General features: G+C 77.1%; 20 protein-coding genes and 1 pseudogene. 8 read left to right on the top strand and 13 right to left on the bottom strand.

All coding sequences use genetic code 11. The features are described from left to right. The first annotated feature begins 177 nt into the window (after nt 1-177). A complete protein-coding gene (locus tag ACFVFS_RS33095) occupies nt 178-378 on the top strand; it encodes a hypothetical protein (RefSeq protein ID WP_380628558.1) in 201 nt (66 codons plus the stop codon). Nucleotides 379-454: 76 nt separating this feature from the next. On the opposite strand, the gene ACFVFS_RS33090 is transcribed toward ACFVFS_RS33095, so the two are convergent. Then, on the bottom strand, nt 455-3,178 hold the full coding sequence (locus ACFVFS_RS33090) for a LuxR C-terminal-related transcriptional regulator (protein ID WP_380628557.1): 2,724 nt from the start codon (nt 3,176-3,178) through the stop codon (nt 455-457). Nucleotides 3,179-3,437: 259 nt separating this feature from the next. Here ACFVFS_RS33090 and ACFVFS_RS33085 point away from each other — a divergent pair, with 259 nt between their 5' ends. The 3 genes from ACFVFS_RS33085 to ACFVFS_RS33075 all read left to right on the top strand — a co-directional run bounded on the left by ACFVFS_RS33085 (nt 3,438) and on the right by ACFVFS_RS33075 (nt 5,232). Further along, nucleotides 3,438-3,971 carry a hypothetical protein gene (locus ACFVFS_RS33085; RefSeq protein ID WP_380628556.1) on the top strand — a complete coding sequence of 178 codons (534 nt, stop codon included), beginning with the start codon at nt 3,438-3,440 and terminating at the stop codon, nt 3,969-3,971. Between the two features lie 129 nt (nt 3,972-4,100). Next, complete coding sequence (locus ACFVFS_RS33080) at nt 4,101-4,580, top strand: hypothetical protein (RefSeq protein WP_380628554.1); 480 nt, start codon at nt 4,101-4,103, stop codon at nt 4,578-4,580. 238 nt (nt 4,581-4,818) lie between these two features. Then, nucleotides 4,819-5,232, top strand: coding sequence for a hypothetical protein (locus ACFVFS_RS33075; protein WP_380628553.1), 414 nt, complete (start codon nt 4,819-4,821; stop codon nt 5,230-5,232). Nucleotides 5,233-5,245: 13 nt separating this feature from the next. On the opposite strand, the gene ACFVFS_RS33070 is transcribed toward ACFVFS_RS33075, so the two are convergent. From ACFVFS_RS33070 to ACFVFS_RS33040, 7 genes are all read right to left on the bottom strand, one after another. Further along, entirely contained in the window at nt 5,246-5,812 is a 567-nt protein-coding gene (locus ACFVFS_RS33070) for a GNAT family N-acetyltransferase (protein ID WP_380628552.1), read from the bottom strand. 158 nt (nt 5,813-5,970) lie between these two features. Then, on the bottom strand, nt 5,971-6,219 hold the full coding sequence (locus ACFVFS_RS33065; RefSeq protein ID WP_380628551.1) for a type B 50S ribosomal protein L31: 249 nt from the start codon (nt 6,217-6,219) through the stop codon (nt 5,971-5,973). Between the two features lie 53 nt (nt 6,220-6,272). Continuing rightward, nucleotides 6,273-6,437 (bottom strand): 50S ribosomal protein L33, encoded by a 165-nt coding sequence (gene rpmG, locus ACFVFS_RS33060; protein ID WP_380628550.1) that lies wholly within the window; start codon nt 6,435-6,437, stop codon nt 6,273-6,275. A 133-nt stretch (nt 6,438-6,570) separates the two neighbouring features. After that, nucleotides 6,571-8,109, bottom strand: a complete 1,539-nt coding sequence (locus ACFVFS_RS33055; RefSeq protein WP_380628549.1) for a CHAD domain-containing protein — start codon at nt 8,107-8,109, stop codon at nt 6,571-6,573. Between the two features lie 318 nt (nt 8,110-8,427). Further along, complete coding sequence (locus tag ACFVFS_RS33050) at nt 8,428-9,306, bottom strand: RimK family alpha-L-glutamate ligase (RefSeq protein ID WP_380628548.1); 879 nt, start codon at nt 9,304-9,306, stop codon at nt 8,428-8,430. Nucleotides 9,307-9,486: 180 nt separating this feature from the next. Continuing rightward, the gene (locus ACFVFS_RS33045; RefSeq protein ID WP_380628547.1) at nt 9,487-12,930 is read right to left on the bottom strand and encodes a LamG-like jellyroll fold domain-containing protein; all 3,444 of its coding nucleotides are present in this window, start codon (nt 12,928-12,930) and stop codon (nt 9,487-9,489) included. A 99-nt stretch (nt 12,931-13,029) separates the two neighbouring features. Continuing rightward, nucleotides 13,030-13,668 carry an HD domain-containing protein gene (locus ACFVFS_RS33040; protein ID WP_380628546.1) on the bottom strand — a complete coding sequence of 213 codons (639 nt, stop codon included), beginning with the start codon at nt 13,666-13,668 and terminating at the stop codon, nt 13,030-13,032. Between the two features lie 105 nt (nt 13,669-13,773). Here ACFVFS_RS33040 and ACFVFS_RS33035 point away from each other — a divergent pair, with 105 nt between their 5' ends. Continuing rightward, entirely contained in the window at nt 13,774-14,727 is a 954-nt protein-coding gene (locus ACFVFS_RS33035; RefSeq protein WP_380628545.1) for a GlxA family transcriptional regulator, read from the top strand. Nucleotides 14,728-14,875: 148 nt separating this feature from the next. Then, on the top strand, nt 14,876-15,370 hold the full coding sequence (locus ACFVFS_RS33030) for a hypothetical protein (RefSeq protein WP_380628544.1): 495 nt from the start codon (nt 14,876-14,878) through the stop codon (nt 15,368-15,370). Between the two features lie 36 nt (nt 15,371-15,406). Here ACFVFS_RS33030 and ACFVFS_RS33025 read toward each other — a convergent pair whose 3' ends face one another. From ACFVFS_RS33025 to ACFVFS_RS33005, 5 genes are all read right to left on the bottom strand, one after another. Beyond that, nucleotides 15,407-16,303 carry an alpha/beta fold hydrolase gene (locus ACFVFS_RS33025; protein WP_380628543.1) on the bottom strand — a complete coding sequence of 299 codons (897 nt, stop codon included), beginning with the start codon at nt 16,301-16,303 and terminating at the stop codon, nt 15,407-15,409. A 55-nt stretch (nt 16,304-16,358) separates the two neighbouring features. After that, a complete protein-coding gene (locus ACFVFS_RS33020) occupies nt 16,359-17,111 on the bottom strand; it encodes an ABC transporter ATP-binding protein (RefSeq protein ID WP_380628542.1) in 753 nt (250 codons plus the stop codon). After that, nucleotides 17,090-17,920, bottom strand: coding sequence for an ABC transporter permease (locus tag ACFVFS_RS33015; protein ID WP_380628541.1), 831 nt, complete (start codon nt 17,918-17,920; stop codon nt 17,090-17,092). Before ACFVFS_RS33015 ends, ACFVFS_RS33020 begins: the two co-directional genes overlap by 22 nt. Nucleotides 17,921-17,985: 65 nt before the next feature. Then, nucleotides 17,986-19,041, bottom strand: coding sequence for an ABC transporter substrate-binding protein (locus ACFVFS_RS33010; protein ID WP_380628540.1), 1,056 nt, complete (start codon nt 19,039-19,041; stop codon nt 17,986-17,988). A gap of 276 nt (nt 19,042-19,317) precedes the next feature. Beyond that, nucleotides 19,318-20,271, bottom strand: a complete 954-nt coding sequence (locus tag ACFVFS_RS33005) for an N-acetylmuramic acid 6-phosphate etherase (RefSeq protein ID WP_380628539.1) — start codon at nt 20,269-20,271, stop codon at nt 19,318-19,320. Nucleotides 20,272-20,734: 463 nt separating this feature from the next. On the opposite strand from ACFVFS_RS33005, the gene ACFVFS_RS33000 reads away from it, so the two are divergent. Both ACFVFS_RS33000 and ACFVFS_RS32995 read left to right on the top strand, forming a co-directional pair. Continuing rightward, the gene (locus ACFVFS_RS33000; RefSeq protein ID WP_380628538.1) at nt 20,735-21,598 is read left to right on the top strand and encodes a MurR/RpiR family transcriptional regulator; all 864 of its coding nucleotides are present in this window, start codon (nt 20,735-20,737) and stop codon (nt 21,596-21,598) included. Nucleotides 21,599-21,602: 4 nt separating this feature from the next. Further along, a pseudogene (locus tag ACFVFS_RS32995) lies at nt 21,603-21,906 on the top strand (hypothetical protein); the annotation flags it as partial.

Below are 21,906 nucleotides of genomic sequence, written 5' to 3'. Positions count from 1 at the left end.
TACGGGCGCCGGCGCGGGCGGAGGATCACCCCGGGAGGGTGAGCGCCCGGCGGCGGGTGCCGCGCCCCGGCGGGCGGCCCGGTGCCCGCCCGGCCGGGTCACCTCGCGGGGGTGATGCGCCGCGCCGCCGGGGCGACGAGGCTGGAGGCCACCGTCGAGGCGAAGGGAGCCGGCCCCATGCGCTACGAGATCCGGGTGTCCGGCGTGTTGCAGGAGACGACCCGCCGGGAGGGCTTCCCCGAGCTGGAGAGCCGGGTCGTGCCCGATCACACCGTGCTGTACGGGGATGTCGCCGACGAGGCCCACCTGTTCGGGCTGCTGAACCGCTGCCAGGCACTGGGGCTCCGGGTCACGGAGCTGCACCGGCTGCCGGAGTGAGGCGCCGCCCCCGGCCCACCGCTGCCCCCGGCCCACCGTCGCCGGGCCACCGCCGCCGGGCCACCGCTGCGCGGGCTCACCGCCCGTCGAGCAGGTGCAGCCGGACGGCGGCGCGCACCGCCTCGCGGCGGTTGGCCGTCAGCAGCTTCCGGTTGATGCTCTTGAGGTGCGTCTTCACGGTGTTCGGCGACAGGAACAGCTCGTCGGCGATCTCCTGGGTCGACAGCATCCGCGCCGCGTGCGCCAGGACGTCGCGCTCCCGCTCGGTGAGCGGCTCGGTCGGCGGCGGAGGAGCGTCCTCGCGCCGTCCGTCGACGGGCCGTCCGTTCGGGGCCGGGGCCGCCGGGGCCGGGCCGGGGGAGGGCGGGCGCAGATCGCCGGGCAGCCACGGGTGGGCCCGGGCCAACTCGGGCCGCCGGCGCAGTTCGCGCCGTACCCAGGGACCGGACTCGCGGAACGGCCGGAGCAGCCGCCCCGGCTCGGCCGTGGCGAGGGCCTGCGCCAGCAGTCGGGCGCTGTCCGGTCCGCCCGGCCCGCCCGGCCCGCCCGGTCCGGCGTCGGCCTCGGCCAGCAGGAGCAGCGCACGGGTGCGGGTCGCGCTGCCCGCGGCGGGGTCGTCGCGCAGCGCGCGCAGCCGGTCGAGGGCGCCCGCCCCGCCCGTTCCGGCGGCCAGCCGGGCCCGCGCCACCACCACGAGCGAGTCCGGCGCCCGGGTCGGCACGCCCTCCAGGGCCGCCACCGCCTGCTGCGGCCGGCCGGCCGCCAGGTGCGCGGCGCAGGCGGTCACGGCGAGGCGCTCGCGGCTCCAGTCCGACGTCCGGTCGGCGAGCCCGCCCGCCCGGGTCTCCGCCAGCACCCGCAGCGCGGCGTCGGGCCGGCCCCGGGCCAGTTCCAGCTCGGCCCCGAGCACCGCGCTCCCCAGGGTGACCACGGGATCGCGCTCGGACGCGGGGCGCGCCGTCGTCCGCTGCAGCGCCCGGAGGGCGTCGGCCGAATCGTCGCGCTCCAGCGCCGTGGCGGCCAGCACCAGGTCGCGCACCCCGGTGCGGGCGTCGGGCGGCAGGCTGGAGCGGTCGGCCTCCTCGTCGGCCTCGCGCACCCGCTGCTCGGCGCGCCCGGGCCGGCCGCGCAGCTGGTCGATCAGGGCCAGCCGGCACAGCGAGTCGTGGCGCAGCCGGGCGGTGGCGGGCGAGGGCGGGGCCTGTGCCGCGCGCTCCAGGGCCGCCTGCGCCTCGTCGAGCCGGCCGTGCCACAGCAGCGCCGAGCCGAGGCCGGCGTCCACCAGGGCGAGCAGCTCGGGGTGCCGCTCCAGCGAGCCGGACGGCACCCGCTGCGCCAGCTCGTGGGCGCGGCGGGCGGCGGTGTCGGCGAGCGCGGCCGAGCCGAGCAGCCGGGCGGCCTCCGCGCGCACGAAGGCGGCGGCCAGCTGGAGTTCGGGCCGCTGCTCCGGCAGGGGGTCGAGGCGCTCCAGGATCCGCAGCGCGCCGTCGGCGTCCTCGTGGACCAGCCGGACGGCCGCGCGGACGAGTTCGGCGGCCGGGGCCCGCTCGGTCGGCGGCATCCCGGAGAACAGCTCGACCAGCCGGGCGGCGTCGTGTCCGGCGACCAGCTCGCCGAGGGCCAGCTCGTCGACGAGGAGCCCTGCGGCCAGCTCCCAGGCGCCGCCCTCGGCGGCGTGCTCCAGGGCGGCCCGGTACTGGCCGTGGTCGGCGAGCCAGCGGGCGGCCCGCACCCGCAGCCCGTCCACCCGCTCCGGGGCGGCGGCGCGCAGGTGCAGGCGCAGGATGCCCGCGAACATCGGGTGCAGCCGGTACCAGCCGTCGGGCAGGGCCTCGGTGAAGGCGTTGTCCTGGTGCAGCCGGTCCAGGATCCGCCGGCCGTCCCGGCGCCCGGTGAGCGCGTCGGCCAGATCGGGGTGGACCCGGCCGAGGATGCTGCAGCGCAGCAGCAGGTCCTGGGTCGGCGCGGGCTGGGTGCGCAGCACCTCGGCCAGGAGGTAGTCGGAGAGCGCGGCCTGCTCGGCGTCGATCCGCCCGAGGTAGGCCTCGGGGTCGTCGGTGTCCTTGGCGGCGAGCGCGAGCAGCCGCAGTCCGGCCGCCCAGCCGGACACCGCCCGGTGCACCGCGTCGACGGTGGAAGGCTCCGGGTGCAGTCCGTGGCGCTCCAGCAGCGCGGCCGCCTCGGCGCGGCTGAGCGCGAGGTCGGCGGCGCGGAGCTCGCCGAGCTCGCCCGCGGCCCGGTAGCGGTGCAGGGGCAGCAGCGGCTCGCGGCGGCCGACCAGGACCAGCCGCAGCCGGCCCGCGGTGTGGCGGACCAGGTCGTGCAGCTGTCCGGTCAGCCGGGGGTTGTCGATGTGCTCGAACTCGTCCAGTACCAGGACCAGCGGCCGGGGCCGGTCGTTGATCCACGCGGCCAGCCGGACCAGCAGGGACGGTTCGACGTGCTCGGCCCGGGCCGGGGCGCCGACCTCGTCGGGCAGCCCGGGGACGCCGCCCTGCAAGGCCTCGCGGACGTACGCCCAGAAGGTGCCGGGCTGGTTGTCGCTCTCCTCCAGGGTGAGCCACCCGGCCGGCCCGGGGAGCCGGCCGTGCGCCAGCCAGTCGGCCACCAGGAGGGTCTTGCCGGCCCCCGCCGGTCCGTCGACCAGGGTCACCGGCCGGGAGGCGGCCGTGTCCAGCTGGCGCAGCAGCCGCTCGCGCCGCAGGAAGGTGGCGGCGGGCGGTCCTGGCGGGCGGACCCGGGTGACGAGCATCGGGTCCCCGTTGGGGAGGGTCGCGGGCGCTGTGCGGGTGTGCGGCATGGGGCCACCGCCTGACGGTTCCGCCGTGCGGGCTGGCACGGCCGGGTGCGGAGCGGCGGGCCGCGGGCGCGCCGTCGTGTACGCCTCCGGGAGACGCCACCTCGACGGTAGTACGGCCCGGCGGCGGCGTGCCATCCGAGCGGGCGGGCGGCCCGCCTCACCTGCCGGGGGTGAGGCCGGCGCCCGCCGCGGCGGCGACCATCGTGACGAGGGGCCGGTCCGCTGGACCGGTCCGGCACCGACCCCGCAGGAGGCCGCCGTGACCGCTCCCGGACCGGCATCCCGCAGACGCGTCCCGGGCCCGCCCCGACCGGGCCCGGACCGGGCGGAGGGGCGGACCGACTACGCCGGCGCCGTCTACGGCTCGATGCTGGCGGCCTCCGTGATAGCGGCCTCCAGCCTGGCCGAACCGCATCCGCGGCTCGCGCTCGTCCTGCTGCTGGTGGTCACCGGCCTGGTGTTCTGGGCGGCCCACGTCTACGCGCACGTCGCCGGGCAGCGCGAGGCCGGCCGCCAGGTCACCCGGCGGCAGGTGCGCGAGGTGGGGCGCCACGAATGGCCCATCGTCGAGGCCGCCGCGCTGCCGGCCCTGGCCGTCCTGATCAGCCCCTGGCTCGGGACGGGCCAGACCGCCTGGCTCGCCCTCGGCGTCGCGGTCGCCCAGCAGGTGGGCTGGGCGAGCCTGGGCGCCCGCCGGGCGGGCGCGGCGCCGCGCCAGGTCCTCGCCGAGGGCGCGGTCAACCTGCTGCTGGGGCTGGTCATCGTGGCGGCCAAGGTGGCCGTCGGGCACTGAATCACCCGGACCGGGTGGTCCCGGCGGCACGCCCGGCGTGGCGCAGTGGTGGTGCAGGGCCGCGCCGGCCGCCGGGCGCGGAGCGGCCCCGGACCAGCCCCCCCCCGGACCAGTCAGCAGGAGGCCGCCATGACCGCCGCCGTTCCGCACGGCGCCGCCCCCTCGGCCGGGGCGTCCGCGAAGACCGACCACGTCGGTTCCGGGCTGCTGACCTTCGCCGGTGTGCTGCTGGTGCTGGTCGGCTCCCTGAACGCCCTGGACGGCATCTCCGCGATCGCCGGCTCGCACGTCTTCATCGGGGACGCCCACTTCGTCTTCGGGGACCTCCTGGCCTGGGGCTGGGTGATGCTGGTCCTGGCCGTCGCCCAACTCGCCGCCGCCTACGGCGTCCTGGCCCTGCGCACCCAGTGGGCCCGGTGGGCGGGCGTCGCCGTCCTGGTGCTCAACGCCTTCGCACAGATGTCCTTCGTCCCGTCCTACCCGGTGTGGTCGCTGACGATCATCGCGATCGACGTGGTCGCCATCTACGCGCTGACCGCCTACGCGACCCCCGACCGGTGGCCGTCGGCCTCCTCCGATCAGCCTCCCGGCCCCGGCGGCACCACCTGAGCGGGCGGGCCCGTCCGCGGATTCCGCGGCCGCCCCCGTCGCCCCCGTCGCTCCCGTCGCCCCCGTCGGCCGAGCCGGCGGGGGCGGTCGGCGCGCCGTCCACCGGGATCGGGTGGCATGGTGCGCGCCGTTGCGGGCAGACGGGCCACGGGCCGGTGCTGACGGCCCGTCGGGCGTGCCCCGGCGGGCCGTCGGGCGTCCGCCCGCCCGCACCGCCGCCACCGCCGAGGAGGAACCGATGACCCGGCCCGTCCCCCCGAACCTGTCCGTCGCCCACCTGGCCGCCGAGGCCGCCGAGCTGCTGCGCGCCGCCGGGGCCGCCCCGCAGGGCGGCCGCCCGGGCCTGCTGCACACCGCCGAGGCGGCCGAGACCGTCGGCGCGCTGGCCGGGCTCACCGCCCGGCTGCCCGGACTGCTTGACCACGTCGAGGCGTTCCTTAGCAGCGAGCAGGCGGCCGGCCGGATCGCCTCCCCGACGGCCGACGACGACGGGTTCGCCGCGGCCCGCACCGCCCGCGACGCCCGCGAGCAGCTCTACGAGGCGAGCCGCACCGCCGCCCTGCTCGCCGAGTCCCTGGCGGCGGCCACCGCGATCCTCGCCCCGCTCGGGGCGACCCGGGCCGCCGGGGGTCCGACGGTTCCGCACGTCTGAGCGGTCCGGCCACTCACCCCGGCCGCACCGCGTCCGCCGTGGGCCGGTCCAGCCGCCACACCACCTCGATCCCGCTGCCCGCCGGGGGCACCGGCGACGCGGCCGGTCCGCGGCCGACCTCGGCGAACCCCAGTCGGCGCGGCACGGCGGCGCTGGCGGTGTTGGCCAGGTCGTGCGCGATCTCCACGAACTCCACGTCCGGCAGCGCGAACATCTCGGCGGTCAGCGCCGCCGCGGCCCGGGTCGCGATGCCCCGGCCGGTGGCGCCCGGGTGCAGCCAGTACCCCAGCCGCCGCCCCCGGGGCTCGGTCCAGCGATAGGCCTGGCACATCCCGAGGAGCCTGCCGTCCCCGGCGGCGACGGCGTAGTTGAACACCTCGCCCTCGTCCCACCGCACGCCGGAGCGCGCGAGGAACCCCCGGGTGTGCTCCGCGCTGTGCTCGGTGACCCAGGTCTCCCAGGGCCGCAGGTGCTCCAGCGACTCCTCGATCAGGGCCGTCGCCGCGGCGAAGTCCTCCCGCTCCCGCCACCGTCGCAGTGTGAAGTCCCCACAGTCGATGATCTCTCTCGGTCGCCCCATGGAGGCCATGATGGCCCGCACCGCGTACGGGCCGCCAGGCTTTGATACCGCCGGGTACGGACACCGACACCGCCGGGTACGGACACCGCCGGGCCGTGAACGCGGCGGGGCCGCACCCGGGCCGGCCGAGCCCGGGTGCGGCCCCGCGGGGCGTCCGGTCAGTACCGGTCGCCGAAGCGCCGGCGGAACCGCTCGACGCGGCCGGCGGTGTCGAGCACCCGCGAGCGGCCGGTGTAGAAGGGGTGGCTCGCCGAGGAGATCTCGACGTCGATCACCGGGTAGGTGCGGCCGTCCTCCCACTCGACCGTGCGGTCGGCGGCGACCGTCGAACGGGACAGGAAGGACAGGTCGCCGGTCCGGTCGCGGAAGACGACGGGCCGGTACGCGGGGTGGATGGCGGTCTGCATGGGATGTCCCTTCGGGTCGCTCGGGTCGGTGGGTGGTGCTGCGGGCCGGCGGGTCAGCGCTCCTCGCGGAAGTCGACGTGCCGGGCCACGACCGGGTCGTACTTGCGCAGCACCATCCGGTCCGCGTCGCTGCGGCGGTTCTTGCGGGTCACGTACGTGAAGCCGGTGCCCGCGGTGGAGCGGAGCTTGATCACCGGGCGCAGTTCGCTGCGGGCCATGGGGTGTCCTCCCGGGGTCGTCCGGCGGTGGGCCGGGGCCCTCCGTCGGTCATGAATGTCGTTTTCATCCGGCTCCAACACGAGGCGGACCCCGGGCATTCCCGGGGTCCGTGACGTCCGTACCGGGGCCGGTTCACTTCAGCCGGGACAGCTTCCGCCGGCCCGCGCGCCGGCGCAGCCCGGGCAGCCGGCCGTGGGCGGCGTCCGCGACCTGCCGCTGCCGCTCGTGGAGCACACCGTGGGCGAAGGCCTCGCCCCGGCACGCCGGGTCCGCGGCGAGGACGGTCAGCTCCTGCCGGGCCACCACGCTGTCCTGGTGGGCGCCCAGGACCTTGTGCAGCCTCTTCATCCGGGTGGCGAACTCCTCCGCCCGCCGGTCCGCCCGCCGCCGGAGCCCGGCCCGGCTGTCGTCCGCGGTGTACCGGGCGCGCTTGGCGGCCTTCCTGGCGCGGTGCAGCGCCCGGTCGCGCCCGGTACCCGGAGGCATCCGCAGGGCGCGGTCGAGCCGCTCCAGCGTCCGCCGCTGCTCGCGCCGCAGGGTGGCGGACAGGTACGCGCGCGCGTCGCGTCCGGCCCGGCGGCGCAGCGGCGGACGGGTGGCGAAGGCGTCGAGTTCGTCGAGCAGGGCGAAGTACCGGGCGCCGTCGAGTCCGGCGACCGCTTCGCGCCAGGCCCGCCGGTAGCCCCGGGCGTAGCGCTCGGTGAGACGGCCCCGCAGGTCGCCCCCGCGCAGCCGGGCGGGCACGGCGTCGAGGTGCTCCACCAGCAGCTCGCCCAGCACCTCCTGGTCCCGGGCCCGGCCGAGCAGCCTGCCGAGCCATCGCAGCTCGGCGGCCAGCGGATCCGCGCGGCGCCGGTCGAACAGCCTGCGGTGGGCCTTGAGCAGGCTCCGCAGCCGGCGCGCGGTGACCCGCATGCGGTGCACGGAGTCAGGCTCCCCGCGCCGGACCGCCGCGTCGAGGGCGAGCAGCTGCTCGACGCGGGCCCGGAGACCGGCCGCCACCGCGGCACCGGCCGAACCGGCGGGCCCGGCCCGCGGCGGGACGGACGAGGGCTCCCCGCCGAGTGCGCGGGCGAGCTTGGACGGCCAGCGCGAGCGGATCAGCCCTGCTTCGGTGAACATCTCCTCCAGGGCGTCCAGAAGGGTCGCCGAGCCGCGGTCCAGCTCCACCTCGAACTCGGTCCAGCCGCTGATCTCCGCCCGGGTCCCGCCCCCGGGCCCGTCGCCGGCGAGCACCTGGACCGTGACCCGGTCCTCGGTGATCTGCGCCAGGGCCCGCCCCCGGCCGTCCCGCAGGACGGTCGGCGCGCGGTGGGTGCGCAGATGCGCGACCGGCCCGATCCCGGCCCCGCGGGTGTAGGCCGCGACGAGTGCCGTGAACTCGGCGGGAACGGCGTCCGGCCCGGCGGCCTCCAGGGGAAGTGCGACCTCCCGCCGGGTGTCCCGGTCGACCGGAAGTTTGAGGTGCCAGCCCGCGTCGCCCCCGCCGCTGCGGCGGCGCAGCGTGATGCGCCGCCGCAGCAGGCACAGGCCGGGGGTGTCGTAGTAGACCGCGTCGAGGTCCTGCCGCCCGGCGTGCTCCACGGCCGAGACGCCCGGGGCCCGGTCGAGCCGCTCGGGCAGGCCCGCTCCGTCGTACTTGCGCTCCGTCTCCACATGCGTTGTCGTCATACTGCGGCGCCTGCCCCGTTCCGGGCCCGACATACCCGCGGTGCCCGCGTGCCCGGGCGCCCGCCGCCGGACGGGCGCACACGGGAACCGCGGATCCGCTCGACCTGCCGCGGCAGGCGGTCGGGGCGGGCCGCCGGTTCGCGGTGGACACCGACGCCCGTGCGCCCGAGCAGCTCCGCCGGCCGTCGACCGGCTGCGCGCGCGCCGCGAGGGCAGGGGTGGGACCGGACCGGCCGGTGACGACGTGGCCGCTCGGACGGCCGCTCGCCCGGGCGAGCGGTCCGCCCGCGGTCGCCGGTCGCCGAGGGCCCACCCGGTTCAGCGCCGCGTGAGTGCCGCCACCGCGTCGGCGAGGCGGGCCGGGCCGTCCGGGACGGTGTCGAGGAACAGGTTCGGCTCGACGAGCTCCAGCTCCAGGACCACCGGGGACCCGTAGCCGTCCAGCACCAGGTCCACCCGGGCGAACAGCGGCGGGCGGGGGGAGGGCAGCGCGGCCAGGGCCGCCCGCGCGGTGCGGATCTCCGCCTCGGTCGGCCGGTACGGGACGAGGCCGGGGTGCGGGTGGCGGTCGTTGTCGATCACCCCGGGCTCGGTCAGCACGGGGTCCTTGCGGACCGCGTGGCTGAGGACGCCGCCGAGCAGGACCAGAGCGCGCTCGCCCTCCGCCACCCGGGGCAGGTAGGGCTGGACCATGACGCCGCGGCCCCGCGCCAGCAGGGCGCGGGCGTGCCGGGCGGCCTGGTCGGGGCGGCCGGGGGCGTAGCGGGCGGTGTCCACCGCGCCCGCCGAGACCGCCGGCTTGACCACCACGCCGTCCGGGCCGTCCAGCTCCGCCGGGTCGACCCGGGAGCCGGGTTCGAGGAAGCGGGTGGGGACGACGGCGACGCCGCCGCGGGCCAGCTCCGTGAGGTAGTGCTTGTCGCTGTTCCAGCGGATCAGCGGCGCGGGGTTCCACAGCCGGGTGGCGCGGGCCGTGCGGTCGGCCCAGTCGAGGAAGGCGTCGAGCCGCTCCACGTAGTCCCAGGTCGAGCGGACGACCGCCAGGTCGAACCGTTCCCAGGCCGTCCGCTCCGCCGACCACACCACCGGCTCGGCCGCCAGCCCTCGGGCCGCCAGCGCCGTCACGACGGGCGCGAGGTCGCCGTCGAGCGCGAGACCGGCCTCGCTGGTCACCACGGCGACCCTGGTCACGGTCATGGCTGCCCTCCTGCCGGTGGCCCCGGGAACCAGTCTGACCCCGGACCGCTCGGGGCAGGAAGTGCGCGCCCGGAAGCCCGGGGCCGGCGGCCGCCGCGGCGCGCCGCACCGGGGGTACGCCGCCCAGCAGCGCGGGGGCGCCCCGCGACGCGGGGCGCCCCCTCCGGACTCGCGCCGGACTCAGCCCTTGGCGAAGCCGTTCGGGCTGAGCGAGTCGAAGCCGAGCCGGACGGCGGTGACCGTTCCCAGGTCGGCGTTGGTGGTGTGCACCGACACCAGCTCCTGGTCGGTCAGTGCGCGCCGGTGGATCCGGAACTCGTCCAGCGAGCCGGTGAAGCGGTTGGTGCCGTCGGGCTTCGCCCCGAGCTCGAAGCCGCTCACCGCGAACGCGTCGGTGACCGTCACCGAGCCCGCCGGAACGGCAGAGGAGCCGACCACCGCGCCGTCCACCAGCAGCTGCAGCGTGCCGCCGGAGCGGCGCAGCGCCACCTGGTGCCAGGTGCCGTCGCCGAACGCGGTGGCCGCCGAGGCGTCCGCCGCCGTCACCATGGTGGTCGAGGTGTCCGTCTCGAAGGCCGCGTAGAGCCGGTCCTGCGAGGGCTGGACCCGCAGCCAGACCTGCCGCTCGGCGGCGCCCGTCCCGTACGCCCAGAGCAGTACCTGGTCCGGGTCGGCCGGGGTGGCCCGGTACCGCACCTCGGTGCTGATCGTGAAGTCGCCGGCGCCGAGCGCCACCGCGGAGCGGTAGGGCAGCCGCACGTCGTCGTCGGTGCCGTCCAGGGTGAGCGCCGCGCCGAACGCGCCGGACGGCGTGAGCCGGGCCCCGCCGTCCACGCGGGCGTTGACGCAGTGCACGGAGCCGTCCGGGGTGGACGGCCCGTCGTCCAGGCGCACCACGTCGTGCTGCTGGGTCCACTGGTTCTCGAAGCTCCACCAGAGCGCCGGAAGGTCGCCCGGGTAGTAGCCGCTGCTGCCGTCCGGCGAGCCGGCCACCGTCGCCAGCTCGGCGGTGCTCAGCGCGCGGTGGTAGAGCCGGACCTCGTCCAGCGCGCCGGTCAGCACGTCCGTGCCGGTGGACTTCGCGCCCGCCCGCAGGCCCTCGACGCCCTGCTCGGCGCCGGCCGTCAGCGAGCCGGTGAGGCCGTCGACGGAGGCGCCCGCGCCGCCGTCCACGCTGAGCCGCACCGTGCCGCCGGTGCGGGTGAGCGCCATCAGGTGCCAGCTGTCGTTGCCGAAGGCGGTGGCGGGGGAGGTGTCCGGCAGGGCCACCGCGACGCTGTCGGTGGTGGTCTGCACCCAGGCGTAGAGCCGGTCCTGGGAGGGCTGCGCCCGCACCCAGAGCGAGCGCTGGCCGGAGGTGGAGCCGTAGGCCCAGAGCAGGGCCTGGTCCCCGGTGCCGGCCTGGTACTTGAACCAGGCGGTGTAGGTGAAGTCGCCCGAGCCGACGTCGAGGGCCGGCGTGTAGGGCACCTCGACGCCGGGGCGGGTGCCGCCGACCGCGATCGCGCTCGCACCGACCCGGCCGTCCACCAGCGAGGGCTTGCCGCCCAGCAGGGTGCCGTCGGCGCAGTGCCCGGAGACGTCCTCCTCGATGGCGACCGGGGTGCGCGTCGGCACGGTCGCCCCGTCCAGGACCTGGAAGGGCAGCCGCACGCCGAGCGCCGCGTCGGTGTCGGGCGCGAGGTCGACCGCGTTGGCGTCCCGCAGGGCGGCGATCTGGGCGGGCGTCAGCGCGGTGCGGTACAGCCGGAACTCGTCCAGGCCGCCGGTGAACCGGTCGTCGCCGGCGCCCGCCTTGGCGCCCAGGCGCAGCCCGGTGGACCGGTCGGCCGGGCCCGGGGTGACGGCGCCGGTGACGCCGGCGGCGGTGGCCGGGGTCCCGCCGTCCACCGCCAGGGCGACGGTGGAGCCGGTGCGCGACAGGGTCGCCAGGTGCCAGGCGCCGTCACCGAAGGCGGTCGCCGCCGACGGGTCGGTCAGGGCGACGGGGGTGCCGGCGTCGGAGCCCTGCACCCAGCCGTAGAGCCGGTCCTGGCCGGGCTGCGCGCGCAGCCACACCTGGGGGACCGCGCCGACGCCGTAGCCCCAGAACAGGACCTGCTGGGCGGTGGCGGCGGTCGCCTGGTACTTGAACCAGAGGGCGTAGGTGAAGTCCCCCGCGCCGGGGTCGGTCGGGCGCGACCAGGGCACGTCCACGTACTGCGCGGCGGTCCCGGTGTTGTCCAGCACCAGGCCCTGGTAGAAGCGGCCGGGGCCGAGCGCCGCGCCGCCGCGCGGGTAGGCGTCGCCGTGCTGCGAACTCGCGTCGGGGGTGGTGACGGCGGCGGGGACCTGCTGCTGGTTGGAGCCGGTGCCGTGGAAGCCGCCGGGCAGGCCGAGCGCGGCCGGGGTGAGGGCGCGGAAGTGGATCTGGTCCGCCGAGAAGCCGATGCCGGTCTCGTAGAGCAGCCCGATCCCGCCGTCGGAGGCCTCGACGAGGTCGGAGTAGCCCGAGGCGTCGCCGGTGATCAGGCCGTTCGCGGGGGTCTTCCAGCTGGTGCCGTTGTCGGTGGAGTACCGCACGGTCATGTTCTTGCGGCTGCTGGGGTCGGCCGGGCCGGAGAACAGCAGGGTGTCGCCGGACGCGCTCTGCCAGGTCTGCCGCAGCGCCAGCACGGAGCCCTGGACGTCCGGGGTGACCAGCGAGGGGATCACGGTGGCGGCGGGCATCGTCGTCCCGCCGTCGGTGCTGACCGCCCGGGTGCGGTGGTTGGCGCTGCCGCCGATCTGGTTGCGCGCCATGGCGTAGACGCCGCCGCCGCGCAGCTCGGTGACGGACACCTCGCCGGGGTTGACCAGCGCCTGGCCGGGGTTGGCCGGGTCGGCCACGTAGGAGTTGGGGGTCGAGCCGGCCTGCCAGGTGGCGCCGTGGTCGTCGCTGTACAGCACGCCCGCGTAGTCCACCCCGGCGGACGGGACCTGGTGCGCCCCGACCACCAGCCGTCCGGCGTGCGCGCCCTGGGTGAGCTGGACGCCGTGCCCCGGGCCGGTGGCGAACCAGCCGTTGGTGGCGCCGGAGAACGTCGAGGTCAGCTGCTCGGCGGGCGACCAGGTCCGGCCGTCGTCGTCGCTGTGCTGGACCCAGGGGAGCCGCTTGCCGGTCGGCGTCGCGGGGTTGGAGGTGGAGAGCAGGAGGATCCGGCCGGTGGCGGCGTCCACCACGGGCGCGGCGTTGCCCCGGGTGTAGGGCTGGTCGGCGTCGCCGGGGCCGCCGGAGAGCACCACCTCGACGGGGCCCCAGCTGCGGCCGTCGTTGGTGGAGCGGCGCACCACGATGTCGATGTCCTGCCGGTCGGCGCAGGTCGGCGACTTGCGGGCCTCGGCGAAGGCGAGCAGGGTGCCGGCCGCCGTCCGGGCCAGGGCCGGGATGCGGTAGCAGCCGTAGCCGCCGGTGCCGCCCGCGAAGAGCACCTGGTCCGCGGTGCCGCTGACGCCGCTCGCCACGGCCGTCCCGGCGGGCGGGCCGGCCAGGGCGAGGACGACCGCCGTGCAGAGCGCCGCGACCCAGGCCGGCCAGGCGATCCGGAGAGCGCCGGAGCGGAGCCGCGTCCGGCGTCCGTCCCGGCGTGAACATGATCGATTCATGACGGCGGACTGTAGGCGCGCCGCGTGTACGGAGGATGTCCGGCGCGTGCGCACCCCGTGGCCCGCCCCGCCGCCCGGGGCGGGTCGGCTGACCGCCCGTCACTCGGCCCAGGGGGAGCCCTTGATGACCTCGACGAAGTCCCCGCGCTCGAATCCGGGCAGGTAGTGGGCCAGGACATCGGCCTTGACGTTGCCGAAGGTGGTGGCGGGCCGGTCCTTGATCCCCTCGGTGAACGCGGCGAGGATCCGGTTCTTGAAGTCGGGCCGGGGGTGCGCGGCGGTGACCGCGGCGCGCTGCCCGTCGGTGACGTCGTGGTAGCCGAGGCCCAGGACGTCCAGCTCGACCCCGCGGGTGACCAGGGCGATCTCGGGGGCCATGTGCAGCGGGATCTCCGGGGTGGTGTGCAGGGCGATCGCCGTCCACACCCGGTCGGCCGGCTCGCCCGTGACGCCGTGGGCGTGCAGGAAGCGGCGGGCCTCGTCGGCGCCGTCGATCTCGAAGCGCTGGTCGGTGCGCGCGAAGCGCCCGGTCAGCCCGAGGTCGTGGAACATCGCCCCGATGTAGAGCAGCTCCGGGTCGAAGTCCAGCCCCTGCCCGGCGCCGCGCAGCGCCCCGAACAGGAAGACCCGGCGGGAGTGGTCGAACAGCAGCGGGGAGGCCGTGTCCCGCACCAGTTCGGTGGCCTCCCGGGCCAGGGCGCTGTCCGGGATCCGCACGCCCGCGATCGTTTCGCTCATCTCGGTCTCCTTCCGTGGGCCACCCGTGCGATGGCTCCTCCACCCTCGCCCCGCCGGGTAGGCTGGCGCCATGTCCATTCAGCCGTTCGCACCACGGATCCGGACATGACGCGACGGGTCGGCTTCCTCGTGTTCGACGCGGTGACCCTGCTCGACGTCAGCGGGCCCCTGGAGGTGTTCCACCAGGCCGGAAGGCTCGGCCACCCGTACCGGACCGTGCTGCTCTCCCCGGGCGGCGGCACCGTCACCGCCTCCAACGGCGCGGCCCTCGCCGCCACCGCCGCCCCGCGGGACGCCGGCCCGCTGGACACCCTGGTGATCGCCGGAGCCGACCACCTCGCCGCCGAGGGGCCGGACGACGGCCTGCTCGCCGCCGCGCGCTCCCTCGTGGCGGAGCCGCGCCGGGTGGCGTCGGTGTGCACCGGCGCCTTCGTGCTGGCCGCGCTCGGCCTGCTCGACGGCCGCCGCGCCACCACCCACTGGCGGCACGCCGCCGCCCTCGCCCGCCGCCACCCCCGGGTGCGCGTGGAGCCCGACGCGCTGCACGTCCGCGACGGGCGCTTCCACACCAGCGCGGGCATCAGCGCCGGGATCGACCTCGCGCTCGCCCTGGTCGAGCACGACCACGGCGCCGACGCCGCCCGCGCCATCGCCCGCGAGCTCGTCGTCTTCGTGCAGCGCCCCGGCGGCCAGTCCCAGTTCTCCACCGCCCTGGCCACCCCGCCGGCCCGCGGTGAGCTGCTGCGCACGCTCACCGAGGCCGTCCTCGCCGACCCGGCCGCCGACCACAGCCTGACCGCGATGGCCGCCACCGCCGCCGTCAGCACCCGGCACCTGACCCGGCTGTTCCGCACCGGGCTGGACACCACCCCGGCCCGCTGGGTGGAGCGGGTGCGGCTGGACCGCGCCCGGCAGCTGCTCCTCGACGGCCACAGCGTCACGGCCGCGGCCCGGCACAGCGGCCTGGGCAGCGACGAGTCGCTGCGCCGCGCCTTCGCCCGCCATCTGGGCACCACGCCCACCGACTACCGCCGGCGGTTCGCGAGCACGGGCCCCTGACGCCCGGCCCCCGACGCCGGGCGGTCCGCGGCGGCGGACGGCCTCGCCGCCGTCCTCGCCGGGGTCGCCGCCCGACGTCTCCCGCCCGCTGCGCGCGAAACCGCTTCGCCCGCGCCGCCCGCTCGTTGAACAGCGCATGGCGGACGGCATGGCTGGGGCGGACGGGAACGGCGACGGGGCGGGCGGCGACGGGCCGGCCCCCATGGTGTGGGCACTGGCGGTGCGGGTGGTGGCGCTCGGGCCGCCCTACGCCGAGCTGATCGTGGAACTCGGCCCGGGGCTGTACGAGGCGTTCGCCGAGAACGTCCTGGACAGCGGGTTCGTGCTCGCGGCGGGCGATCCCCCGGCCACGACGGCGGTCGTCGAGGCGGGGGAGGACGTCCTGATCCGGCTCGTCCTGGTCGGCGGCCGGCAGGCCTGGGAGCCCGCCTCCGAGGTCCGGACGTCGACCGGCTGGCAGGAGGCGGCCCGCGGGCGGAACGCCGTGGTGGTGCTCGTCGTCCCGCCCGGGACGTGGCCGCCGTACCTGATGGACCTCGACCCCAGGGAGGGCGCCGTGGCGCTCACCCGGAGCCTGGAGTCGGCCCGGGCGGCGGGCGAGGTGCTGCACGGCCTGGCCCGCTACGCCCGGCTCGACCCCTGACCACCGGCCCCTGACCACCGGCCCCGGGCCGCCCGGCTAACGGGACAGCAGGCCGACCACGGCGTCGGTGAAGGCGCCGGGGGCCTCCTGCGGAACGTTGTGCCCCACGCCCGGCAGGAACCGGTGCTCGTACGGTCCGGTGAAGTGGTCGCGGTCCTCCGCCGCGCTCGGACCGCCCACGCCGTCGGCACCGCTCTCCAGCACCACCGTGGGCACGGTGATCGGCGGCTGGGCGGCGATGAGGTCCTCCAGGCCCTGGTAACGGGGATCGCCCTCGGCCAGGCCGAACCGGTGCCGGTAGGAGTGGATCACCACGTCGACGAAGTCGGGACCGTGCAGGCTCGCGCGGCTGGCGGGAAAGGCCGCGCTCGCACCGGCCCAGGTCGGCGACCAGGAGCGCCAGAGCAGCTCGCACAGCTCGTCGCGGTTGCGCTCCAGCCCGAGGCGCCCGCGCTCGGAGTGGAAGTAGTACTGGTACCAGTAGGTGCTCTCCCACTCCGGGGCGGCGGGTTCCCCGGCGTGGGCGAGGTCCTGGACGTTGTAGCCGTCGACCGTGACCAGGCCGCGGACGCGCTCGGGACGCAGGGCCGCGGCGATGCACGCGGCCCGGCCGCCCCAGTCGTACCCCGCGAGGACGGCGCTCCCGATGCCCAGCGCGTCCATGAAGTCGAACAGGTCCTGGGCGAGCGCCGCCTGCTGTCCGGAGCGCAGCGTCGCACCGTCCCGGAAGCGGGTCGGCCCGAAGCCGCGCAGATACGGGGCGAGGACGTAGCCGCCCTGCCCGGCGACGCCCGCGGCGACCTCGTCGAACGTCCGTACGTCGTAGGGGAATCCGTGGAGCAGGATCACCGGCACGCCGTCGGGTTCACCCGCGGACTCGTAGCCGATGTCCAGGACCGCGGTCGCAACCCGTCCTGATGATGAGAAGGCCATCGTGTGATCATGGCACGGGTCGGCGTCGAGATCTCCCGAATTTCCCAGGCCCCGGTCAGTCCTGGTGGACACCGAGCGCCGCCAGCAACTCCTCGCGCAGCGCCCCGTGTTCGGCGGGGCCGGCGCCGGCCGGCGGCCGCAGGTCGTGCGAGATCCGGCCGGTGTTCAGCACCAGCACCCGGTCGGCGAGCGCGAGCGCCTCGTCGATGTCGTGGGTGACCAGCAGCACGCACGGCCGGTGCCGGGCGCACAGCTGCCGCAGCAGGGCGTGCATCCGCAGCCGGGTGAGCGCGTCGAGGGCCCCGAACGGCTCGTCCAGCAGCAGGAGCTCGGGCCGCCTCACGAGTGCCCGGGCCAGCGCCGCGCGCTGCGCCTCCCCGCCGGAGAGCACGGCGGGCCAGTCCCGTTCGCGGCCGGCCAGGCCGACCTCGGCGAGGGCGGCGCGGCCGGTGGCGGCGGCCCCCGGGCCGGTCAGCCCGAGGACCACGTTGTCCAGGACCCGGGCCCACGGCAGCAGCCGGGCGTCCTGGAAGACCACCGAGACCCGCTCCGGGACGTCGACCTCGCCGCGGGCGGTGCCGCCGGGCCCGGTTCCGCCGTCGTCCAGCCGCCCGAGGGCCCGGAGCAGGGTGGACTTCCCGGAACCGCTGTGGCCCAGCAGGGCGGTGAACTCACCGGGCGCGAGGTCGAGGTCGACGCCGTCCAGGACGGTCCGGCTGCCGAAGGCCCGGGTGAGCCCGCGCAGCCGGACGGCGGGGGCGCCGGCCGCGGCGGTGGGGCCGGTGGTCAGGCCAGGGTGCGGCGCCATGCCAGCGCCCTCCTTTCGATCAGGCGGACCAGGGTGTCCGAGAGCAGTCCGAGCAGTCCGTAGACGACCAGGCCGACCACGATCACGTCGGTGCGGCCGAAGGTGCGGGCCTGGGTCATCAGGTAGCCGATGCCGCTGGAGGCGTTGATCTGCTCGCTCACCACCAGGACCAGCCACGAGATCGTCACCGACATCCGCAGACCGGTGAAGAATCCGGGGGCGGCCCCCGGCAGGGCGACGTGCCGCAGGAATCCGAGCGGCGTCAGGTCCACGGTCCGGGCGAGCTCCGCGTAGCGCGGGTCGAGGCCGGTCAGCCCGGCGTGCGTGTTGAGGTACACCGGGACGAGCGTGCCGAGGGCGACCAGGATCACCTTGACCTCCTCCCCGATGCCGAACCAGAGGATGGCGAGCGGGACCAGGGCGAGGATCGGCAGCGAGCGGACCAGCTGCACGGTGCCGTCGATCAGTGCCTCGCCGATCCGGCTGAGGCCGGCGGCCAGGGCGAGCAGGAGCCCGGCGGCGACCCCGAGGCCGAGCCCGAGGACGGCCCGTTGCAGGGAGACCAGCAGGTGTTCCTGGAGCTCGCCGCGCACCACCAGATCGGCGAAGGTCCTGGCGACCTCGGCGGGCGGGGCGAGGGTCTGCGGGTCGAGCAGGCCGGTGGCCGAGGACAGCCACCAGAGGGCGAGCAGCAGGACCGGGCCGAGCGCGCGGGCGAACGGCCGGCGTGGCCGCGGCAGGCCCACCGTGCGCCGCCGCCGGGCCCGGCCGGGTGTGCGGGGAACGGCGGACGCCGTCGTGGACGCCACGGCGGTCCTCCCGGTCGGGGTGGACGCGGATGTGGACACGGGTTCGGGAGCGGGCACGGACACGGTCAGCCGGCCAGGGCGCCGTGCTGGACGGCCTCGAAGCGGCCGTCGTACGTGCCCGCGACGTCGAGCTTCCCCGGCAGCGCCCCGGCCTCGGCGAGCACGTCCGCGATCGCCTGGTGGTCGGCCACGGCCTGCTGGTAGGAGGGGAAGGCGGCGGTTCCGGTGTTGCGGAAGATCTGGCTCCCGGTGGCGGCCGGGATGTTCTGCTTCTTGACGTAGTACTGCTCGACCCACTCCGTCTCGTTGGCGTTCTGCCAGGCCAGCGCCTTGGTCCAGCGGGCGGTGAGGTCCGCCAGGGCGGCGGCCCTGGCCGGGTCGCGCAGGGTCTTGCCCGGGGTGATGAGCAGCAGCAGGCCGCTGGTGAGGTCCTTGTCGTCGGTGATCTCGTGCGCGCCCTTCTCGGCGTTGGGCAGCAGGTACTTGGAGGCCAGCGGCTCGGTGAGCGCGGCGGCGTCGATCTGGCCGCTCTGCAGGGCGGCGGGGATGTCCAGCACCTGGAGGTTGACCAGGGTGACGTCGGTGGTGCGCAGCCCGGCCCGCTTGAGCGCGTTGAGGACGGCGGGCTGGAAGGTGGTGCCCTCGGTGTAGGCGATCCGCTTGCCCTTCAGCTCGGCGACGGTCCTGGCCGGGTTGCCGGGGGAGGTGACCAGGTGGACGGAGGAGCGGCTGGTCTGGGCGACGCCGACCACCTTGACGTCCTGCTGCGCGGCCTGGGCGAAGATCGCGGGGGTCTCGCCGACGATGCCGAGGTCCAGCGAGCCGCCCCGGAAGGCCTCCAGGATCGTCGGGCCGCCCTGGAAGGCGTTGTAGGTGAGCTTGTACGGGGTGCCCGCGTCCTGGCCGGAGGCCTTGAGCAGCATCTCCAACTGGGCGTTCTGGTCGCCGATCCGCAGCTCGGTGCCGGCCGGGACGGCGGTGGGCAGCGGGTCCTGCGGGGCGGGCCGGGCACCGGCCGCGGTGCCGGTGCCCCCGCCCGCCGAGGCGCAGGCGGTCAGGGCGAGGGCGGCGACGGCGAGGACGGCGGCGAGCCGGCGGGGGCGGTGCACGGGGTGGTGCATGGGGTGGACTCCTTCGAGGTGGCCGGGTGCCGGGACCGCGGAGCGGTGTGGGTCCGGCGGCCGGAACGGTGGACCGGCGCGGGGTGTGCGGTACGGGCGGGGTGGCCCGGTGACGGCGCGCGGCGGCGGGCAGGCCGGGGCGGCCGTGCGGACGCGGGCACGGCGGGTGCGGCAGGCCCGGCGGACATGGCGGGCACGGATGACGGCGGGACACGGCGGAGGCGTCCCGCGGGCTCATGGACGGGCGTGAGTACGGGGGTGGGTCCTCGGCTGCGGCTACGGCTGCGGCCGGGCGGGCGGGCGGGCGTGGGCCGCGTCGCCGGGACATCGGCGCGCGGCCGCCGGGCGCAGCACGTCGAGCGCGCCGCGCACCGTCCCGCCGCCGGCCGCGAGCGCCTCCCGGGCCTCGGCCGGGCCGGTTCCGGCCAGGAGCAGCACCAGGGCGGCCTTGAGATCGCCCCCGGTGGCGGTGAGCGCCGCCCGGCACGCCTCGGGCCCGGCCCCGGAGGCCTGGCCGAGCAGGGTGGTCTTGCGGGCGGTGAGCTTGCGGTTGCCCGCCGCCACGTCCGTCATCAGGTTGGACCAGGTGCGGCCGAGCCGGACCATGACGGCCGTCGAGAAGCCGTGCAGCACCAGCTTCTGCGCGGTGCCGGCCTTCATCCGGGTCGACCCGGTGATGGCCTCGGGGCCGGTCTCCACACAGACGTGCAGGTCGGCGAGGTCCGCGAGCGGGGCCCGCGGGTCGCTGCTGACCAGCACCGTGGTGGCGCCGGCCGCCCGTCCCGCCGTCAGCGCGCCCGCGACGTACGGGGTCCGGCCGCTCGCGGCGAGGCCGATGACCACGTCCCCGGCGGTGGCGTCCGCGAGCGCGGCCCGCCCGGCGGGCTCGCTGTCCTCGGCGCCCTCGGCCGCCGTGGTCAGCGCGGCCTGGCCGCCCGCGAGGTGGACCCGGATCCGGCCGGGCTCCAGTCCGTAGGTGGGCGGGAGTTCGGCCGCGTCCAGGACGGCGTAGCGGCCGGAGGAGCCCGCGCCGACGTAGTGCACGGTCCGGTCGGCCCGCAGCGCGTCGACGGCGGCGTCGACGGCGCGGGCGAGCACCGGCAGGGCGGCGGCCACGGCGGCGGGGACGAGGGCGTCCTCGGCGTTGATCAGCCGCAGGACGCCGAGGGCGTCGAGCCGGTCGATGCCGGTGGTGCGCGGATTGCGCGTCTCGGTGGGCGGGTGGTGCACGGGGGCTCCCGATGACGGTACGGGGGGCGGGTGTGGGAGGGGCCGGGCCGGGCACGGGGCACGTCGGCGCGGCGGCCGTCCGGGCCGGCGGGCGCGCCGTACCGCCGGGGCGGCCTCCCGGGAGACGGGGGCCGCGGTACGGCGACGGCGGGGCCGGGGCGCGGGGGTGTCAGCGAAGCGGCGCGACGGCCGGACAGGCCGTGCTGGTGACGCGGCAGAAGTCCACGTGGGCCCGGGTGGTGAGATCGGCGGTACGGGGCACGGCGCGGTCTCCTTCCCGGGCTCGGATGGCACACTTCGGACACACCCGGGGGTTGACACCCGTCGGGATGTCGAGGATTCTCGCACAGAACTCTTCGAATGTGGAAGAGCAACATCGATGGCCGCGGCCCGGTGACGGGCGGACCGGCGGAAGACCAGTGGGAGGGGTGCCGTGGACCGTACGTCGGCCCAGGCTCTAATCGTGCGACTGCGGGGCAGGCTGCCCTCCCTCTCGCCGGTCGAACGCGCCGTCGCCGAACGGGTGTTGGCCGACCCGGCCGGCGCGGCGTCGCTGAGCATCGGCCAACTCGCGGCGGCGGCCGGGGTGTCCGACACCTCCGTGACCCGGTTCTGCCGGACGCTCGGGCTGCGGGGCTACCCCGATCTGCGCCTCGCGCTCGCCGCGGCCCAGGTGGCCGCCGAGGGGGAGTTCGCCGTCCGGGTCGGGGCCGACGGCGACATCGCGGCGGACGACGACACCCGCACCGTGGTCGCGAAGGTCGCCCGGCTGAGCGCCCGGGCGGCCGAGGACACCGCCGCCCAACTCGACCTCGCCGCCCTGGACGCGGTGGTGGACGCGCTGGCCGCCGCCCGCCGGATCGAGGTGTGCGCGGCGGGTGCGGGCGCGGTGGTCGCCGCCGACCTGGAGTACAAGCTGCAGCACCTCGGCCTGGTCTGCGCCGCCCGCTCGGACGTGCACCGCGCCCTGATGGGGGCCGCCCATCTGACCGCCGCCGACGTCGTCGTCGGGATCTCCTACTCGGGCCGCACGGCCGAGGTCCGCGACCCGGTCGACGAGGCCGTCCGGCGCGGCGCGACCACCGTCGCCCTCACCAGCGACCCCGGCTCGCCGCTGGCCGCGGCCGTCGGGCACGTGCTGACCTTCGCGGGGCGCGAGAGCGACCGCCGCACCGGCGCGACGGTCAGCCGCACGGCCCAGCTCACCGTCGTCGACTGCCTCTACGTCCGGCTCGCCCAGCGCCTCGACCAGCGCGCCGCCGACGCCCTGGACCGCACCCACCGTGCCGTCACCCGTGTGCGGACTCCTGGGCGCTCCGGTGGTTGACGGCGTGGCGCGTGTCCTGTTGCCGGTGTCGGCCGGGTTCGCGGGTGGTGATTCGGCGGTGCCTGCGGTGGGTCTGCCTCGGTCGTTCGGCGTGCTGTCGAGGCGCTGGGCCGTTTCCGCCGCGCCGTCACCCGCGCGCGTGCTCCCCGGCGCTCCGGTGGTCGACGGCCTGTTCTGCGGTTCGTCGCCGGATGCCGGGCCGCCTCGGCTTCCCTCGGCGGCGCCGCCGTCGGGCCCGCTCGCGGGGCCCGCCGCGGCGGCTGCGCCGACGGCCGCCGTGCCGCCCGCCGCATCGCCCGCCGCACCGC

This window comes from Kitasatospora sp. NPDC057692, assembly GCF_042799475.1.
In the GTDB taxonomy this organism is placed as follows: Bacteria; Actinomycetota; Actinomycetes; order Streptomycetales; family Streptomycetaceae; genus Kitasatospora.
Note: the sequence above shows the minus strand (reverse complement) of the source record. Positions and strands in the feature narration are given on the sequence as shown.

Excerpts from the sequence above, each read along its gene's own strand:
- ACFVFS_RS33025 (WP_380628543.1), bottom strand. The coding sequence starts at position 16,303 with ATGGCCTTCTCATCATCAGGACGGGTTGCGACCGCGGTCCTGGACATC.
- rpmG (WP_380628550.1), bottom strand. The coding sequence starts at position 6,437 with ATGGCCCGCAGCGAACTGCGCCCGGTGATCAAGCTCCGCTCCACCGCG.
- ACFVFS_RS33020 (WP_380628542.1), bottom strand. The coding sequence starts at position 17,111 with ATGGCGCCGCACCCTGGCCTGACCACCGGCCCCACCGCCGCGGCCGGC.
- ACFVFS_RS33075 (WP_380628553.1), top strand. The coding sequence starts at position 4,819 with ATGACCCGGCCCGTCCCCCCGAACCTGTCCGTCGCCCACCTGGCCGCC.
- ACFVFS_RS33035 (WP_380628545.1), top strand. The coding sequence starts at position 13,774 with ATGACGCGACGGGTCGGCTTCCTCGTGTTCGACGCGGTGACCCTGCTC.
- ACFVFS_RS33055 (WP_380628549.1), bottom strand. The coding sequence starts at position 8,109 with ATGACGACAACGCATGTGGAGACGGAGCGCAAGTACGACGGAGCGGGC.
- ACFVFS_RS33030 (WP_380628544.1), top strand. The coding sequence starts at position 14,876 with ATGGCTGGGGCGGACGGGAACGGCGACGGGGCGGGCGGCGACGGGCCG.
- ACFVFS_RS33040 (WP_380628546.1), bottom strand. The coding sequence starts at position 13,668 with ATGAGCGAAACGATCGCGGGCGTGCGGATCCCGGACAGCGCCCTGGCC.
- ACFVFS_RS33090 (WP_380628557.1), bottom strand. The coding sequence starts at position 3,178 with ATGCCGCACACCCGCACAGCGCCCGCGACCCTCCCCAACGGGGACCCG.
- ACFVFS_RS33080 (WP_380628554.1), top strand. The coding sequence starts at position 4,101 with ATGACCGCCGCCGTTCCGCACGGCGCCGCCCCCTCGGCCGGGGCGTCC.
- ACFVFS_RS33010 (WP_380628540.1), bottom strand. The coding sequence starts at position 19,041 with ATGCACCACCCCGTGCACCGCCCCCGCCGGCTCGCCGCCGTCCTCGCC.
- ACFVFS_RS33095 (WP_380628558.1), top strand. The coding sequence starts at position 178 with ATGCGCTACGAGATCCGGGTGTCCGGCGTGTTGCAGGAGACGACCCGC.
- ACFVFS_RS33050 (WP_380628548.1), bottom strand. The coding sequence starts at position 9,306 with ATGACCGTGACCAGGGTCGCCGTGGTGACCAGCGAGGCCGGTCTCGCG.
- ACFVFS_RS33045 (WP_380628547.1), bottom strand. The coding sequence starts at position 12,930 with ATGAATCGATCATGTTCACGCCGGGACGGACGCCGGACGCGGCTCCGC.
- ACFVFS_RS33070 (WP_380628552.1), bottom strand. The coding sequence starts at position 5,812 with ATGGGGCGACCGAGAGAGATCATCGACTGTGGGGACTTCACACTGCGA.
- ACFVFS_RS33065 (WP_380628551.1), bottom strand. The coding sequence starts at position 6,219 with ATGCAGACCGCCATCCACCCCGCGTACCGGCCCGTCGTCTTCCGCGAC.